This window comes from Ferdinandcohnia sp. QZ13 (assembly GCF_031324165.1).
Lineage (GTDB): Bacteria > Bacillota > Bacilli > Bacillales > Bacillaceae_L > Ferdinandcohnia.
Map to the genome: position 1 here is coordinate 973,598 of NZ_JAVIVW010000001.1, position 18,174 is coordinate 991,771.

Here is an 18,174-nt window from a genome sequence, read left to right on the forward strand (position 1 = left end):
CGATAAACCTCCTTTTGCCTTATCAATTATTACGCTATTTCAGAAACTGCACCAAACATTACATTATGAATTGCATATGCCGCATCCTTTCCTTGCTGTGCAGCAGAAACAACCATTGCTTCTCCTTGGCCCTTACCAAAAATCGCATCCCCACATGCAAATACCTTATTATTAGATGTTTGGAGGGTCTCTTGATTGATTTTCACAACTCCTCCATCATGTTTAAGATCAAATTGTTCAATAAGTTCTGTATATCTTGTTTGCCCAATTGCCTTAATAACCACATCAACCTCTAGAATGAACTCAGACCCCTCAACTGGTATAGGACGTCTTCTGCCATCTTCTCCTGGCTCACCGAGCTCCATTTTGATGCACTCAATTGCTTTAACGCGTCCTTGTTCATCCCCGATGATTCTTTTAGGCGCTGTTAACCATCGAAATTCAACACCGTCTTGTTTGGCAAATTCATATTCAAAATCATAGGCCGTCATTTCTTCAATCGTTCTTCTATAAAGTATTTTTACGTTTTCTGCCCCTAACCTGACTGAGCATGTCGCACCATCAATCGCTGTATTCCCAGCACCTACAACGACAACCCTACTGCCTAGAAATCGATCTGTAATTGGCTTTGTTTTAGTTTCTTTTACAAACTCAATCGCATCATATACCCCTTCTAATTCTTCACCATCAATGCCAAGGGAAGGGACCTTTGACATTCCAATTGCTAGAATGACAGCATCGAAGTTTTCAAGGATCTCATCTACAGAAATATCCTCACCAACTCTAGTATTTGTGCGTATTTTCACATCTAAGCTTTCTACTTGCTTAACCTCCCAGTATGAAATTTCCTGTGGAAGCCTAAAGGAAACGATACCATATGTGTTCAAACCGCCAGCCTTCTCTTCAGCTTCAAAAATGGTAACATCATAACCAAGCAATCCAAGTTCTCTGGCAGCTGAAAGTCCTGCAGGACCACCCCCGACAATGGCAACTGTTTTCCCATTTTTCTTACCTGGTTCAAATAGTACCTGTTCATTTCGGATTGCCCAATCTGTTGCATATCTTTGTAAATCGCCAATCATGATTGGTTTGGTGGAATGATTTAAGACACAAGCCCCCTCACAAAGTTCCTCTGTAGGGCAAACACGGGCACAGCTTGCACCGATAGGGTTAGATGTCATAATTGTTTTTGCTGATCCTTTTAGGTTTCCAGAAGCGATTTTTTTAATAAAGGTAGGAATGTCTATTCCAGTAGGACATGCAGTTATACAGGGGGCATCATAGCAATAAAGGCAGCGATTGGATTCTTCAATAGCTTCACGGTTCGTTAGTGCAGGGTTCACTTCATTAAAATTCATTTTTAAATCCTGATACGAAATTCTTGCGTTTGAATGACTCATAGATTTACCTCCTTTTTATAGTGAAAATTGCAAATGACAGAGGCACTTTTTTGCAATTTTAAAAAGCTTACCAGCAGTAAGCGTTTTCATAATTTTCTGCCATTCATGATGAAAAATGAAATATTGTCCTAAAAATATGAACTTTGTGTCTATTTTACTTTCTTCTAGGTATGATTGCATTATACAGAGTGTTAAAAGATATAAGCTGTTTTCCACTCATAATGTAAAAAAAGAGCGATAGTTTTGAATCACACTGATAGTGATTTTCAAAACTACGCTCTTTTTTTAGTTTCCAATTTCTATTTCGAGGAACTACTTTACAATCGCTTCCTTATAGATCAACTTATTTACTGTTAAACTATACGTATCAAAAAATTCACTCTTAAACGATTCCCACTCACCAAGGGAATCATAATATTTTGCCATTGTATTTTTCGTTCCAACCTTTTTTCCTCTAACTGTAAATTCTTTTGATGGGTAGTAATGAACCTCTCCATTTTTTTTCAGTTTTAATGGAATGATTACAGAAAAATCAATGCCCATCTTTTTGTCGCGTACCACCATCTTCTTGGTAACATTATTCTCCGTTCTTTTGATTACCTGTGTTAAACATAGAGCTCGCTCATTTTCAAAAGCAAATCGGTTAGAACCCTTACTTTTTACATTAATCATTTATCCGACCTCCTCAGGTAGTAACTACTCTAATCATAACACAATAAAAATATAAAGCGAATTCATGAGGGAAAAGCCCAGCTTGACAAAATGAAAAAAGGATGAAATCCAGTTGATTTCATCCTTTGAATAAATAGTCCGTTACTTTAGATTTTAGTTTTTACCATTACCATTACCATTACCGTTACCGTTACCGTTGCCGTTGCCATTGTTTCCATGGCCGTTGCTGTTTCCTTTGTTCCCTTGGCCATTGCCATTGTTTTTACCTGCATTTTGATTTTGGTGATTTTGCTTTTGTTCTTTAGCCTTTTGTTGTTTCTCAGCTTTTTTCTCTTGTGCTTGTTGTTGCTTCTCTTGTGCTTGTTGTTGCTTCTCTTGTGCTTTTTGCTGAGCTTGTTCACGCTTTTCATTTATTTTTTCTTGTTTCTTTTCAACTACAGGAGCAGAAGCGGCTACTACAGGTTGAACCTCTGTTTCAACTGTTTCTGTTTCTTCTACTTCTGGTTCTGTTGCTACTTCTTCAACTACGACTTCTTGCTCAACAACTGGTTCTTCAGTTGTTTCTTCAATCGCTTTTTCTTCTTGTTTAGCTGCAAATTTTGCTGCTTTTTTCTCTAGTTTTGCAAGTTTCTTATCTAATTTTGCAAATGATTTTTGAATATTTTTCATTAATGCTTGTTGAGCAGTTGGATTTTTAACCTTTGCTAAAGCCGCAGTTAATGCATCAATGTTATTTGCAAGCTTTACTTCTACTTCTGTTTCCTCAGAATCCTCAACTACAGTTTCTTCTTCTACATCAGCTTCTGCCACTACTTCTTCAGCAGCAGATGTTTCTTCTTCAACTGCATCTTCTTCTGTTACTTCTGTTTCTTCAGTTGCAGGCTCTTTAGACTCTGTTAAACTTTCAGTTGCTGCTTCCTGAGTTTCGATTGCTTTTTGAAGAAGTTCTTCAGCCTCTTCTGTTTTACCTTCAGCAAATAAAGCATTTGCTTCAGCGATACGTTCAGCCGCGAATTCAGCTAATAGTTTTGCTTCCTTATAATCATCAACAGTTACTGCAAGTCGTACCTTTTCGATCATAAGTTTTACAAAATAAAAGAAATCTCCAGGTACTAAAGAAGGTGCTTTTTCAGCTTGAACTTCCTCTTCAGTTACCTCTTTTTCATCATCTTCTGTTGCCACATCTTCAGAAGTTTCTTCCTCAATTACTTCTTCGCCTTCAACTACTTCTTCGGTTGCTTCTTCACCGTCGGCTACTTCTTCAGTTGCCTCTTCGCTTACGTTTTCTTCGACTACTTCATCCTCAGCTACGACATCTTCAGCCGTACCGTAATTAACCGGAATTTCTTCGACAACTGTTTCTTGTGTTCCGTCTTCGTTAGCAAATGCAGCAGGTGTTGCTAATGAAAGAATAAGTGCTGATGCTACTGTACCGCTAATGATAGACTTCTTGAACTTGCGCTTTGTCATATATTAGTTCCCCCTAATTTGAATTACGATAAAAGCATTCGACGAAAGCTGACAAGTATATGTCCGTCTTTTACTAGAAAAATAATTTATGATTCGTAAGTCTAATGAAATGCAAAAAAACTGCCAAAAAACCTAGTGCTAATGGCACTAGGTCGTAGTTGTTTTATCATTAATTCGTTGGGGCTTTTGTTATTTTTTCAGCGATAAGTTCTTCGATTAATCTTGTAGCTTCTTCCACATTCTTCACATGTAAGACTGTGCTTCGTTCTTCAGGTATTTGTTCAGCCGTATAGTGGTATCTCGGATCATAGTAGTATTCCAATAATAACTTCACAGCTGAATTATAATCTCCGGTTTCAAGATCTTTTTCAATCTGTGCTGCAATTGGAGTATGAATTCTTCGTTTAATCCGTTGGAAGGCGGACATACATTCATTTGGAAATTCCCATGGCCGATAATCTTCTAAAATGTTTAAAACCCGCTCCTCCATCGGTAGGTCAACAAAAATATGGTACCCTTGTTCTTTAATGTTCAGTAAAAAGTCAGGTAAGGTTGCTCTACCGACTCGCTTGCTTTCAGCCTCCAATAGGACATATGGAGAATTTTTTAGTTCAAGTGCACGCTCCACAAACATTAGGTCAAACACTTTTTGATTATGTGGCTTTTTTCCAATCATCCCAAACACGGATCCGCGGTGATTAGCCATCCCTTCTAAATCCATGACCGGATAGCCCTTTTCCTGAAGCTCTGTTAAAATTTTTGTTTTTCCCGAACCTGTATTTCCATTTATCACTAAAGCCTTAGGCTTAAAATCGTTCTCAAGCTCTTCTAGGTTTTCAACAACCCACGTGCGAAACCCACGAATTCCACCAATCAGTCGTTTTGCTTTGATTCCCATTAAATCAATGAGTGTTGCGGATGTCTTACTTCGCATTCCTCCGCGCCAGCAATAAACAACCTTCTCTTCCTCAGGGAGTTTTGCAAACTCTTTGATAAAGGTCGGAAGCTTGGCAGATACGATTTCAAGTCCTTTTTCCTTTGCTGCATCAGGACTTACTTGTTTATAGATCGTTCCAATTTCAGCCCGTTCTTCATCTGTAAATATCGGAATATTTACACTGCCAGGGATATTGGATTCAGCAAATTCAGAAGGTGAGCGCACATCAACAATGGCAAGTGGCTTTTCCTTCTGCAACTTCCGTAATTCATCAACTGATATATCTTGAAACATCGATTTTCTTCCCTTCAAACAAATCTATCTACACTATGTCCACATTTTACACTCTCTATTATAAAACAGAAAAACTTCATCCGCTTTAAAAATGCAATTACAACAATTTTTAGAAATGATAGAATTGGTATAATACGTTGGAACGGAGGATTGTCGTGCTTATACCATCACTTGCAAAAAAGATTATTAACGAAGTACGTAGATTAATTGATGAAGATATTATTGTTGTAGATGTTTCTGGAACCATTATCGCAAGTACGGACACGAGCCGAATTGGCAACTTTCATGAAGGTGCACTTCTGGCTAGTCGAGACGAAAAGAAAATGATCATAACAAAAGAGATGGAAAATCACCTGAAAGGTGTAAAGGCTGGTATCAATTTACCTATTTTGTTTAAACAAAAAGTTGTTGGAGTCATTGGTATTACTGGAAATCCTGATCAAGTTTCTGCATATGGAGAGCTTTTGAAAAAAATGACTGAGTTGCTCATTCAAGAGAGCTACTATGCTGAACAATTCGAAATGGAATCCCGTGCACTTGAAACCTTTGTCTTTGATTGGGTTCAAGGTAAAGAAGAATCAGGAGAATTTATCAAACGTGCGGAGCATCTAAATATTGATATCGAAAGGAAACGTCAGGTTGTTTTTGCGTCTATTAAAAGTGACACTGAAGTTCCAATCAGACCTATATCAAATCGACTCCAGCAAAGCAGCTTTTTAAACGAAAATGAGATCTTTGTCAGATGGGGAAATGAACAGTTTCTTCTCCTGTTAACGGACCGGTCAAAAGAACAAATCCAAAAAACTCTTCAAAAGCTAAAAAAGGAAATAGAAAGCTCCTTCTCTGTTAAGCTATCGTTTGGAATTGGTAGTGAGGACTACCTATTAAGACAATCTTTCGATGAAGCTGATCGAGCGCTTCAGATTGCGAAACGGACGAACTCAATCCAATTCGACGATGATTTAAAATTGGAGATGCTCATACATGAAACGAGTGGGTTGGTACAAATCGAATATGTGAAGCGTACAATCGCTAAACTTCTGGGTGATTATGATTTGCTCCTAACCCTTCTTGAATATACTAGGCAAAACCAATCTATCAAAGATACTGCTGAGGCCCTTCATATTCACGTGAATACTCTTTCATACCGTTTTAATAAAATCGAAGAGAAAACCGGTTTGCACCCAAGAAATTTTGTGGATTTAACGACCCTTTATCTTGGTATTCTTTTATTGGATAGATCCATAAAAGTAGTCGAATAATCACAGTAATGTTTGTAGGTTTCTACATAGCGGATTCTTCCGCTTTTTTTTATGCTTATTATAAGTAGATGATTTGGAGGCGATACCATGATTGATGCACAAGCAAAACAACACTTTTTAAAAATTGTCGGTGCGGAAAACTATGATGATTCCAGTACAGGGCGACTCGTGTACTCCTATGATGCAACCCCACAGTTTCAGTCAATGCCAGATGCGGTGATTTCTCCACGAAATAAAGATGAAATTGCGAGTGTCGTCAAGGTTTGCAATGAATTTAAAATTCCAATTGTCCCCCGTGGTTCCGGGACAAACCTTTGTGCAGGTACCTGTCCAACCGAAGGTGGAGTTGTCCTCCTTTTTAAACATTTAAATAAAATTTTGGAAATTGATGAGGAAAATTTAACCATTACGGTCCAACCTGGCGTGATCACTCAAGAGGTCACAAATGCTGTAGAAGCAAAGGGTTTGTTTTATCCACCTGACCCTGGTTCGATGAAAATATCCACAATCGGTGGCAATATCAACGAAAATTCGGGTGGATTGCGTGGGCTTAAATATGGGGTAACACGTGATTATGTGATGGGGCTTGAAGTTGTTTTAGCGAATGGTGAAATCATCAAAACCGGTGGAAAACTCGCAAAGGATGTAGCTGGATATGACCTAACGCGTCTTTTTGTCGGTTCGGAAGGTACACTTGGCATTATTACCGAAGCTACGCTTAAGCTCATCCCCATGCCTGAAACGAAAGAAACGATTCTAGCCCTTTATCAGGATTTGGAGGCAGCCGCCAAAACCGTTTCAAAGATTATTGCGAGTAAAATTATTCCGATTACACTTGAGTTCTTAGACCAGCCTACCCTTGAAGCAGTCGAGGCATTCGCACAAATCGGTCTTCCAACTGATGCCAAAGCCATTCTGCTGATTGAGCAGGATGGTCCTGCAGAAATTGTAAAACGGGATATTGAGAGAATCATAGAGATTTGCAAGGAAGAAAACGCCGTTTCCGTGAAATCTGCACAATCTGAAGAAGAAGCAGATGCACTAAGGACAGCAAGACGCGCAGCTCTTTCCGCGCTTGCACGGTTAAAACCAACCACGATTCTAGAAGATGCAACTGTTCCTCGTTCTGAAATTGCCAAGATGGTAAAGGCGATTGAAGAAATTGCTAAAAAATATCAACTCCGAATTTGTACCTTTGGTCACGCAGGTGATGGTAACCTCCATCCCACTTGCTTAACAGATGTTAGGGATCGTGAAGAAATTGAACGAGTCGAAAAAGCATTTGAAGAAATTTTTGAAGCAGCAATTAAACTCGGTGGCACCATCACAGGTGAACATGGAGTTGGCGTGATGAAAGCTCCATATCTAGAGATGAAATTAGGGGCTGCGGGGATCGCTGCGATGCAAGCCATTAAAACAGGACTTGATCCTAATAACATAATGAATCCTGGTAAAATGTTTGCAAAAGATTCAAGAAAACGTGTGGTGGTTTCAAGATGACGACAATACACGAACAACAAAAAATAAAAGAAGAATTCCAATCTCGGATGGATCAGAACGAATTATTGAATTGCATGCGCTGTGGGTTCTGTCTGCCAACCTGCCCAACCTATATCGAATCGGGCTATCAGGAATCTCACTCCCCTCGCGGAAGAATTGCATTAATGAAGGCTGTTGTCGATGGTCTCATTGAGCCCGATGAGGACTTCGAAAAATCATTAAATATGTGTTTAGGCTGTCGCGCCTGTGAACCGGTTTGTCCGTCTGGCGTCAATTATGGACATCTTTTAGAGGAAGCAAGGGATATCGTTCATCAACATAAAAAGCATTCGTTACCGGTTAAGACTGTGAGAAAAACCGTTTTTCAAGGTCTGTTTCCTCATCAAAATCGCATGCGAACCTTAACTGGATTACTGGGTGTCTATCAGCGTTCTGGCATGCAAAAAGTCGTACAAAAAAGTGGGCTAATGAAGTTTTTACCTGATAGCTTAGCGACGATGGAACGCGTTCTACCAGAGGTGCCTACTTTGAAAGAACTCAAGAACCGACCATACCACCTTGAGCCAATTGGTGTTCAAAAGAAAAAGGTCTCCTTTTTCACAGGTTGCTTGATGGATACGATGTTTATGAAAACGAATGATGCCACAATGAAGTTGCTTCAATTGGCTGGCTGTGAGATTGTCATTCCAAAATCTCAAGCATGCTGTGGGGCGTTACATGGACATAGCGGAGAAAAGAATAAAGCTAAAGAGCTAGCAAAACAAAATATTATCGCGTTTGAGGAAATCGAGGCGGATTATATTATTACAAATGCTGGTGGCTGTGGTGCCTTTTTAATTGATTATGGTCATCTTCTAAAAGATGCGCCAAAGTGGGTAGAACGGGCGAAAGCTTTTTCAAAAAAGCTTAAGGATATCTCGTCTGTTTTAGTAGAATTAGAGTTTCATAAACAAGAGCTTTCCCTCCCTGCTCAGGTCATTACCTACCAAGATTCATGCCATTTACGAAATGTGATGAAAACTGCTTCTGAGCCAAGAAAGCTACTTCAAGCCATTAACGGCGCCACTTATATGGAATTGAAAAATGCGGATAGCTGCTGTGGCTCAGCTGGAATCTATAACATCGTGGAGTCTGAAATGTCGATGAAAATATTAGATTCAAAAATGAAAAACGTAAAAGAGACACAGGCGAAAACCATTGTCACAGCGAATCCAGGCTGTTTATTGCAAATGAAACTTGGCATTGAACGGGAAGGGTTATCCGATAAAATGCGTGCCGTTCATATTGTGGATTTATTGCTTGAAGCAATTGAAGATTAAAAACAAGAATCGTCTCAGACTGTTGACAAACGCTCGCATACTTCGTTGCTTGCCTGACAAGCGTTTTCAAGACAGTCTGGGGAGAGTAATTTACATCTAGATATCCTGTAAAAAAACGTGTAGACAAAGTCAGTACTGACTTTGTCTACACTCTGAATCGTCTTTGTTTACAAGGCGATTCTTGTTTTTTTACAATCCTAATTATTTTGAGTGGTATGAGTCCTAAAAAGCATCTCTGAAACAGTAACAAATTCATATCCTTCTTTCTCCAGTTTAGTAAGGATACGATCTAATGCTCGAATCGTTTGCGTGCGGTTTCCTCCTGAATCATGAAAGAGGATAATGTTTCCTGGCTTTATACCCGAAATAACCCGCTTTGTTATCGTGTTAACCCCTGGATTTTTCCAATCCTTCGTATCTTGATGCCATGACCACAAAACTACATGATACCCATTTTCAGCAGCCGTATTAATAATAACATCATTATAACTTCCACCAACTGGCCGAAAAAGAGTAGGGCTAAACCCGGTTATTTCCTTAAGAGCATCAGAAGTTTGAGTTATTTCATTCTCAAGTTTTTGCGAATCCCTTAAGATATTTAAATGATTAAAGGTGTGATTGGCAATTTCATGACCCTCTAAGACTTCACGGCGAATAATCTCAGGGTAAGTATTTGCATGTTTTCCGACAACAAAAAAAGTAGCCTTTGCTTTGTGCTTTGATAACACATCTAAAATTTCAGGCGTGTAGACGGGGTTTGGACCATCATCAAATGTGATCGCCACCATCTTTTCATTCGTCTTTACTTCCCACGTAATTTTCCCCGTTTTTTCATAATCAAAGCGTTCTTTTGCCATTGCAGGAATTTGATTGAGAGACAAAAAAAGGACAATCAATAAGATGTACCTTCCCACAAAAGTTCCTCCTTTTATCATTTGGCTTACTAGCTAGTTTATGGATTTTTTTCATATTTTATTTAAACGTGAACCTGAATAAGAAAATGACGAGAACTATTTCTCGTCATTAGATAGTTGTATTTTATTTTAGTAAATACTTTTCTATATAATATTTCGTGACGGACAAATACTCGCGACTATATGCTTTTAGCAATGTAATCTGCGGTGTTTTTGCTGGTAAGCCCTCCACTGTTAAACCGGCGTCTTTCGCAATTTGAACGGAACGATAAAGGTGATAATCATTCGTTACAATAATCCCAAGCTTTGCATCCTCAGGGATAAATTGTTTAGAGAACTTGATGTTTTCATATGTACTTGTCGACCGGTCTTCCAGGAAAATTCTTGATTCAGGAATCCCCTTGTCCACTAGTTCACGTCTCATTGCCTCAGCTTCTGTAATATCCTCTCCTGGACCTTGGCCACCTGAAGCAATCAAAATCGTATTCTCGTTCTCTTTCGCATACTCTGCTGCTGCATCGATACGATATTGCAATGCGAGTGATGGAGTTTCACTGTTCACCTTTGCACCAAGAATAATTAAATAGTCAGCATTTTTGGACGGCTCTGTATCCACATACTGAGTCATTTTATAATGAATTGTCCCGAAAAATATAAAAACTATCATGAGTAAAATCCCAATTGTAAGTAGCATTATTTTCCTCTTTTTCAAATAGTTTCAACCCCTTTAGGGTTATTCTATCATTATATCAAATGGTCAAAAAAGGAAAACTTTCAGAACGTCACTTTCTGTTTCAATGAGCTAAATAAATCATGCCCTTTGAGGGGCACGATTTTTAGTTAAGCAAATTTTGATTTTCCAAATCCTCGTAATAGGGGTGAATACTGTCCATTTCGGTTTTAGCCCGTTCTAGGACGTCGTTCGCATTCATTTTTGAACTAAATCCTAGCTCACGTGTGGCGTTTTCCGTAGACCACGGTTTATCTTTATTATCTGATACGCCATAATATGTACCAAATTTGATGGTGGATTGGATCGCTACATCAAATAAATGGATCACATCCTGATGACTTAATAATGTTTTTTGGGTCCGTGGTATCGTTTGTAAATCCTTTCCTTCATCCCGTCTAACACTGCCAATTCGCAAGTTAATGACAGATAGATTGTTTTCTTCCTCATAGGCTAAAATATGCCCGAGGTTTTCTGAAGCTAATTTAAGTGTGCCGTACAAACTCTTTGAGTATGGATAATCATCAACTGTGATTTCACGTCCGAGTATAGAATTTCCATCCTTCTCATAAAAATCGGTCACATGATTGCTGCTTGCATAGACCACTTTTGGGATACCAAGATCAATCGCTGCTTTTAAAATGTAGAATGATGCTAGAAAATGAATTTCGGTCTTTTTATGAAATTGGGAAAGATCTTTAAAATCATTCTTCGTCTTCACATTAAGAAGGTTAACAAGTGCGTCACAATCAGGTGGAATTTTACTTGTCAGATCTTCAAAATTAGTTGCATCCACCTCGATGTGTTTCGGGTGATTGTCCACCTTTTTATCAAGAATGAAGATTTCATATTTGTTGTTTAGTCCTTCTTCAAGGATGGATCCTATTAGCCCAGTCCCACCGATGATGGCAATCTTCTTTTTCAATGTCGTGCTCCCCTTTTTAACGAGTCTCATTGTTTAAAGTTCGTCATTTTTAGGAAAACATACATCAATCTCATGAGGTTTGCAGGTATGAAGGACGTTTCGGCTGCGGTTTCAATGCGTTGGTGTCTTCATTGGGTTTATGAAGACATTTTCGCACACACACTCCCTTCGTTCGGGTCTTCATCGGGATTATAAAAACCTTTTTGATTGCGACTTTTCTCCTTTCAGGTCTTCATCTACCTTATGATGACATTTCCGAACACGACTTCTCTTCGTTCGTGTTTTCATCCACCTTATGATGACCTTGTCGAATCCGACTTCCCCTCGTTTTGGTCTTCATCCACCTTATGAAGACCCATACAGTGACAGCACCTTTAAATTCCGGTCTTCATTTGGGGTAAATTCCCAAAAACTCAACACACCACTCCTACACACCTACAATGATGTTCGGTGTAACAAAGTAAAGCTGCTTGTCCGCCACTTTTTCGCCTGTGATTCGTTCCCAAATTTGCTGGTACAGGTCAATTTGATTTTGATAGTATTTCGCAAGGACTGGTAGCTTCGCTATGTCCTTTGGACGGTCTGTTTTATAATCGACGATTTTCCAAGTACCATTCAGCTTATAGGCAAGGTCAATAATGCCACTAGCATAAACAGTCTCAGCATTGTCCCCTTTTTCAACTAACTCGTACAATGGATCTTGAGCATCGATTTTCATCATAAACGGAACTTCTGTTAATACATGATCAGCAATCTGAAGCTCTGCCCAAATCATCGATTGTTTAAAATGAGCTACTGCTTCAGCAACTTCATCTCTTCTTCCTAACGAAATTTCATGCTTTTGTAAAGTCGAGACAATTAATTCTTCAGCTTCTTCTCCTTTGGCAATCTTCTCAAACACCTCATGGATCGCGGTTCCCCACGTCTGTCCCCCACCTTCCTCACGCTCGATCTCAAGCGTGAAGATATCCTGCTTGTCTTCAGTTGGACTATATGTTGAAAAAGATGGTTGCTTTCGATCATCAATCCAATCAAGTAAACCCTGTGTGTCTTCTACGAATTCTTGGCGTGTAATGATGCGCCTTTGAATCTCTTTTTCCTCATGAGTTGGCTCTAGCTTTTCAATCTCCTCAAGTCCAGATATACCATCAAGAAGAAGATTCCACGGATTTTTATCGTTTTTTGCTTCGAATGAACTGATGATCATGGCTTTCTCTGCTCTTGTTGCCGCTACATAAAGAATGCGTATTTCCTCGGCAAGTAAATAAGCTTCCTCAGCATCGAGATAAGACTCCCAGTAGAGAGGCTGTGCAACAGGTTTTCTCGCGAAGCCTTGCTTTCTTTCGAACATAAAATATCCCGTCGATGACTGCTCTTCGCGTCTGATATGGGACCATATTTTATTACGGGCTTCTGGCTTTTTCCCCGGATGGGCCAAGAACACAATCGGTGCTTCCAAGCCTTTTGCTTTATGGACATTCATAATTCGTACTGCGTTTTCATCTTCCTCCAGATTAATAACCTTTGTTTTTTCTTCAATTTGCTGTTTAACATAATCAACCGCTTGACTGAAGGTTGTTGCTTCGTCTTCTTCTTTCACACGAAGTGCTTCAAGAATTTGCAAGAGATTCGTCGCTTCCCTTTTTCCATAGCCTTTTATAAGGAACAATGGGTACAGCCCAATATCTTCCATTATTTTTTTTATGGTCACAACTGGTGAATGTGACGTCTTCCACTTTACATATTGTTTGAGCTTAGAAAGTGCTCCTTCAATATGCTGTTTTGTGTCGGAATTTAAATGATCGGGCGACGGTGCAAAGATGGAAAAGACTCCGCCTGCTTGTCCCCATTGGAATAGCTCTTCATCACTAATGCCAAACCAAATACTTCGTAATGCTGCAACCAAAGCAATCTGATCGTTTGGATCCACAAGTGCTTCAAGTAGACAAATAAGATCCTGAAATTCAAGAATGGTGCCAATTTCCATTTCACCACTTACGCTCACTGGAATTCCCGCTTCCTCAAGTTTTGACGCATACACATCGATTCCGTCTTTTTGCCTTGTTAAAATCATAAATTCTCGTGGCTCGTGACCCTCTTTTATTAATTTTTGAACGTAGGCCGTGATACTGTTTGCATCTTCTTCAACCGTAATTGCTTTATTCTTCGCAATTTCATCAGCTAAAACCAGCCTTTTAATCCCTGAAAAATCAGTTTTGCTTCCTTCCTTATAGGAAAAAAGCGGACGATAGGCAGCCTGGTGAACTGTCTCTTCTTCTGGCAAATGCTCCTGAAATACTTCATTCAGTAAGCTCGTGACATTATCTACCGTTCTGAAATTCATAATAAGTTGAAGAACTTCTCCGCCATGGGCTTCAATCAGTTCCTTCACTAAATTGTAAATATCAATATCTGCTCGGCGGAACCGATAAATCGCTTGCTTCGGATCCCCCACAACAAAAAGCGAGCCCGGACGCGGTTTGCACTTGGTCCAATTCTGTTCCGTGACATCCTCACCCGTTAAATAAAACATGATTTCTGCTTGGATTGGATCGGTATCCTGAAACTCATCGACAAGTAGCCTTTTGTATTTTCCTTGAAAATACGATCGTACTTCTGCATTGTCCCTTAAAAGAGCTGCGGTTCTCATTAACAGATCCTGAAAATTCATTAACGAGCGTTCCTGCTTTATTATTTCATACTCTGCGAATGCCTCTTGAAATAATTCAATCACAAATGGATGGCAATATTCACTCCAACTTACAAGTAAAGGCTGAATATGTTCCTCGAAAAAATCGGTAATTCTCGCGTGGTATTCCTTGGCATCCTCTTTTGATGTCCATTTGTATTGCGTAACCTTCAATTTTTTATCAAACAACTGAAAAATTTTGATTTTTAACGCATCTGTTTTGTCATCGTATTTAACATGACGAAGCGCATCATCAATCGCTTCCTGGAGACTGTCAGGACCTTTTGGGATTTCCTTCGGAATGCAGCGGCTTGCTTCTTTTAATAACGTGATGAAACGACGAAACACGTCATCAAGATTTGGCTTTTCAATGACTTCACTTGCCCACTCAACATCAGGGTAGTTCTTCATTTGACAAAAGCGCTCCATTAAATCCTTTTCACGAAGCCCTAAATCCTTCATAATTCTGGATTTCCGGGGATGATCCTGTTCAAGCTTGTGTGTGTAAACTAACCATGCCGCCTTCGCAATTTTGTCATCCTCTGTATCCTCAAGTTCAGAAAAATGAACACCAATCCCTGCTTCTACTGGTCGCTCGCGCAATAAACGTGCACAAAAAGAATGGACCGTTCCAATAAACGATTGTTCAATGTTTTGTAAGGCGTCCTCAAGCAAAAATTTCACATCAAGGTCTGTTTCCACTTTACTTTTTTTCTCGAGAACCGTTAGGAAGCGTGTTTTCAGTTCATCCGCCGCTTTTTTTGTAAAGGTAATTGCGACAATCTCGTCCATTTTTGCTGTCCCTGTATAAATCAGGTTCACCATTCGGTCAACTAGGCTCGTTGTTTTTCCTGAACCAGCCCCAGCTTCTACAAGGAAATTTTGATTCAGAACGGTTGAAATTTTATCCCTTGCCTCTTGATCGACAATCACCTTAGTCATAAGCGCGCACCCCCTTAAAACTTTTTAGTCCCTCTGCCGTCTCATCCTGTTGCTTCTGTTTTAATCCATCTTTGTCATAGGTGGACCGTCTACAAATCTTTTTAAACTCACAGAACGTACATTCATTCTCATCATCTGTCATGGTAAAATGTCCATGCTCCACAATCGAAAGGAGCTTATCCAAAATATCTTTTCCGTTTGTTCGTGTCGTTTCCTCTTGCTCCCTCACAAAACGTTTTCCCGCTCCTTTTCGAGTTGGAAAAAGATAGGAACTCATTTTTACTGCACCATCCTCCATCCCCATATGGGCTTCGATTGCGAGAGTATAGAGGAGATGCTGTAGCTGTCTCCCACCTTTGAAGAATTCCTTCGTGTGATAGCCCCAGCTGCTTCCCGTTTTATAATCAATAATATGGTAGGAGCCACCAGGAAGCCTGTCGACCCGGTCGATGATTCCCCTGACATGAACCGTTCCTGAAGGAAGCTCAATCACAGCCGGTGCGTCTTTGCCAAACGAATATTCAAAATACAAAGGTTCGCCCTGCTCACTATTTTCCTCTTCAATTTTTAAAAAGGTCTCACATGATTCGATGATTTCTTCTGACTCTAGTCTCTCCGTTCGTGGATTAGGTGGCGGAACAATTTTTTTAACATCATTCAGCCTTTCGTTTGCAATCTTAGTTAAAAGGACAACATGCTTTGAGTAGGAAGGTTTTTCGTGACGTTCTTTCATTTCTTGATAAAATTTCTCAAATATTTCATGCAGCAAGGTTCCCCTCGTTTTAGCATCTAACCATTTTGTCGGGTCATATGTAATGTCTTCAATTACGTTTAACCGCAACACATTTTCTAAAAAGTAGGCATATGGGCATTTCGCGATTTTTTCAAGTTTTCCGGCTGAAATAGTGATTTCCTGATTTTTGCGTGGATCAAAACTGGTTGTATCACTCTCAATTTTACCTTCGTACACGGTAAAAGCTGGATCCCGCCTCATTTTTTCAGCATGAAGCCCTCTCGTAATATTCGAAAAATCGGCTAAAAGTGGTTCATTAAGCTGGATGGTTTGAGAGTTTGTGATTTTCTCATACCACCAGTCTTCGATTTCAAGTGGATGGTTTCGGTTTATAACCGGAACATTCTCTTGAAGAGTCTTAAAATCTGCTGAAAAATCTCCTGTTTGAATTCGATAGCATTGTAAAAATAAATACGCAGGTGATATATTTTGATTTTCATTTATATCGAATCTACAGAAACTAATGGTTATTTCATTCTTTGCTGCGGAAGCAAACAACTGCAACATGGAATAAAGGTCGTTTTTAGGTCTTTCATTTTCCATTGGCAAAAGTCGTCCTAGTTTTTCTCTTTCAGTATCAAGTAGAAGTGGGTCCTCCCCTGCTTTTCCTGGAAACCGTTTGTTGTCCATACCAACAATAAACAAATGCTCACGATCCAAATAAAGCCCGTTTTGATACGAAGTGAAATGTAGAAATCCAGGCTTAGGACGCGAATGGCCAATCCGAATGGTGAGGAAATCCTCCTCGAATTTTTGGTGGGCATTTGCTATCGATTCATTGGCATATGGTAGCAAATCCTCAATTCTCTTCAGCAATGCTTCTTTCGCCGCTTGGTCAAATGCTGAAGAAACCTTGCAATAGTTCTGCAGAAAATAGTTGATTGTTTTTAGCAAGTTCCGATAAATGATTGTTCCATTGTTTTCGTCAGTTTCCATATGCTTAAACGTGGTCGCAAACCATTTTAAAATCCACTCATAATCTCGGATTCGGTTCTCTGACCCAGGCGATTCTTTCAGTTTAGCTTGGATTTGAGTAAGATAGCGTTCTTTTCCCCAGCCAATGTCGGCACCACGAAGTAGAGTCGCCCATGTTCTTTTTGAAGGTGCATTATCCCCTAAGTCGAGCACGTTTTCCTGAAGAAGCTTTAAAAAAGCCTGCACACTATAATAATCCTTCTTCCAAGCTAAGATTCCAGCCACCATTTTACCTGGTCTCGTAAACCCTATCGGTATCCCCTCCCCAAAGGTGACTGGCACTTGTAAACGCTCAGCTACGTGATACATAGCAGTTACATATTGAGTGCTCGATGTATAAAAAATGGCTGCCTCATCAAAGCGAATGCCTTTTTCTTTGATTCGATAGATGACCTCTTTTAGCTCCATTTCCTCCGTTTTAGCTGAAAAAAGGGAAAGGGTCGGAACGGTTGTTGGTGAATTCTCCACATCAAATAAATAGCTTAATGGCGTTTCGTCTCCAAACACGACTTTTGATAATGGTGAACTTTCAGGTATAGCAGCACCGCGGACTGCTTCCATTGGTAAATAAAAATAGGTTGGTGGAAGGAGCGCTTCTAAAAATTCAACCTGTTCATAAGTTAACTTTAGGTTACTTTGAAGAAGGAAGATCTGATTTCGAGAATCATATTTTCCTAGTGCATTCCGATAAAGATTTGCCTCATCCACCCGTTTATGTTTATGAAGAAGTTGTTCGTATGCCTCTAAAATAAGTTTCAAATCGTCTCCTTTTTTGGGTGAAACAAATGGTTCACTTGAAAGGTTGCTACTTTTATATCCTGCAAGACGAAGCTGGTTTATGGTTTGATACATGCTTTTGCTTAAGGTAGGTGTGATTTCGAGCTCATGAAAATAATTGAGGTTATGCTTAAGTTCAGTTAACAGGTTGTACACCAAATGAACCCCGAGTGCGTCGCTCAAGAGTTGATTTTGTTGGTATGAAGTTGAATCAAGTGCAAGGTCCTTGATTGTTTTGATTTTTATATTAAGGGCATGATTGTTTCGTTGAGTAAACTGTCTTAAAATTTGCTCTCCAATCATATAAGAATCAACAAGTAAGATTTTTTCGTTTAAAAAATGCTGTTTGCATATGGTTTCGAGGTGTGTAATGAGAACTTCCACTGGTTTCACTCTCCTATTAGGTGAAATTTGGGTGTATTGCCACGTCTTTTTTGTTTTTTATCGGCGTTATTTTTGATCTATCGATTTTATTTCGATTCTATCGACGATAATTCATTTCTAGCGACGTTAGCCCGCATTCTATCGATTTTAGGCATTTTCTCCAAAATAAAAGGACGTCCAAATATACATCT

The 18,174-nt window shown here is 39.4% G+C and carries 12 protein-coding genes; 3 read left to right on the plus strand and 9 right to left on the minus strand.

The features are described from left to right. Positions 1 to 29: 29 nt before the first annotated feature. The 4 genes from RGU12_RS04730 to mnmH all read right to left on the minus strand — a co-directional run bounded on the left by RGU12_RS04730 (position 30) and on the right by mnmH (position 4,773). Entirely contained in the window at positions 30 to 1,400 is a 1,371-nt protein-coding gene (locus RGU12_RS04730) for an NAD(P)-dependent oxidoreductase (RefSeq protein WP_309535034.1), read from the minus strand. A 312-nt stretch (positions 1,401 to 1,712) separates the two neighbouring features. Then, complete coding sequence (locus tag RGU12_RS04735) at positions 1,713 to 2,072, minus strand: hypothetical protein (protein ID WP_116350969.1); 360 nt, start codon at positions 2,070 to 2,072, stop codon at positions 1,713 to 1,715. Positions 2,073 to 2,225: 153 nt separating this feature from the next. Further along, positions 2,226 to 3,542, minus strand: coding sequence for a DUF5667 domain-containing protein (locus RGU12_RS04740; protein WP_309535035.1), 1,317 nt, complete (start codon positions 3,540 to 3,542; stop codon positions 2,226 to 2,228). A 169-nt stretch (positions 3,543 to 3,711) separates the two neighbouring features. Beyond that, positions 3,712 to 4,773, minus strand: a complete 1,062-nt coding sequence (gene mnmH / locus RGU12_RS04745) for a tRNA 2-selenouridine(34) synthase MnmH (RefSeq protein WP_309535036.1) — start codon at positions 4,771 to 4,773, stop codon at positions 3,712 to 3,714. Positions 4,774 to 4,928: 155 nt separating this feature from the next. Between mnmH and RGU12_RS04750 the strand changes: the two genes are divergently transcribed. From RGU12_RS04750 to RGU12_RS04760, 3 genes are all read left to right on the plus strand, one after another. Next, positions 4,929 to 6,035 carry a CdaR family transcriptional regulator gene (locus tag RGU12_RS04750; RefSeq protein ID WP_309535037.1) on the plus strand — a complete coding sequence of 369 codons (1,107 nt, stop codon included), beginning with the start codon at positions 4,929 to 4,931 and terminating at the stop codon, positions 6,033 to 6,035. Positions 6,036 to 6,122: 87 nt separating this feature from the next. After that, positions 6,123 to 7,535: a glycolate oxidase subunit GlcD gene (glcD, locus tag RGU12_RS04755; RefSeq protein ID WP_309535038.1), complete on the plus strand. Its 1,413-nt coding sequence runs from the start codon at positions 6,123 to 6,125 to the stop codon at positions 7,533 to 7,535. Next, positions 7,532 to 8,854 carry a (Fe-S)-binding protein gene (locus tag RGU12_RS04760; protein WP_309535039.1) on the plus strand — a complete coding sequence of 441 codons (1,323 nt, stop codon included), beginning with the start codon at positions 7,532 to 7,534 and terminating at the stop codon, positions 8,852 to 8,854. The genes glcD and RGU12_RS04760 overlap by 4 nt, the downstream gene beginning before the upstream one ends. Positions 8,855 to 9,051: 197 nt before the next feature. Here RGU12_RS04760 and RGU12_RS04765 read toward each other — a convergent pair whose 3' ends face one another. The 5 genes from RGU12_RS04765 to RGU12_RS04785 all read right to left on the minus strand — a co-directional run bounded on the left by RGU12_RS04765 (position 9,052) and on the right by RGU12_RS04785 (position 17,983). Beyond that, on the minus strand, positions 9,052 to 9,789 hold the full coding sequence (locus RGU12_RS04765; RefSeq protein ID WP_396232302.1) for a polysaccharide deacetylase family protein: 738 nt from the start codon (positions 9,787 to 9,789) through the stop codon (positions 9,052 to 9,054). A gap of 103 nt (positions 9,790 to 9,892) precedes the next feature. Further along, positions 9,893 to 10,480 (minus strand): YdcF family protein, encoded by a 588-nt coding sequence (locus tag RGU12_RS04770; protein ID WP_309535041.1) that lies wholly within the window; start codon positions 10,478 to 10,480, stop codon positions 9,893 to 9,895. 124 nt (positions 10,481 to 10,604) lie between these two features. After that, positions 10,605 to 11,423, minus strand: coding sequence for an NAD-dependent epimerase/dehydratase family protein (locus RGU12_RS04775; RefSeq protein ID WP_309535042.1), 819 nt, complete (start codon positions 11,421 to 11,423; stop codon positions 10,605 to 10,607). Between the two features lie 427 nt (positions 11,424 to 11,850). Next, positions 11,851 to 15,054, minus strand: coding sequence for a UvrD-helicase domain-containing protein (locus RGU12_RS04780; RefSeq protein WP_309535043.1), 3,204 nt, complete (start codon positions 15,052 to 15,054; stop codon positions 11,851 to 11,853). Beyond that, complete coding sequence (locus RGU12_RS04785) at positions 15,047 to 17,983, minus strand: PD-(D/E)XK nuclease family protein (protein WP_309535044.1); 2,937 nt, start codon at positions 17,981 to 17,983, stop codon at positions 15,047 to 15,049. Before RGU12_RS04785 ends, RGU12_RS04780 begins: the two co-directional genes overlap by 8 nt. Positions 17,984 to 18,174 lie beyond the last annotated feature (191 nt).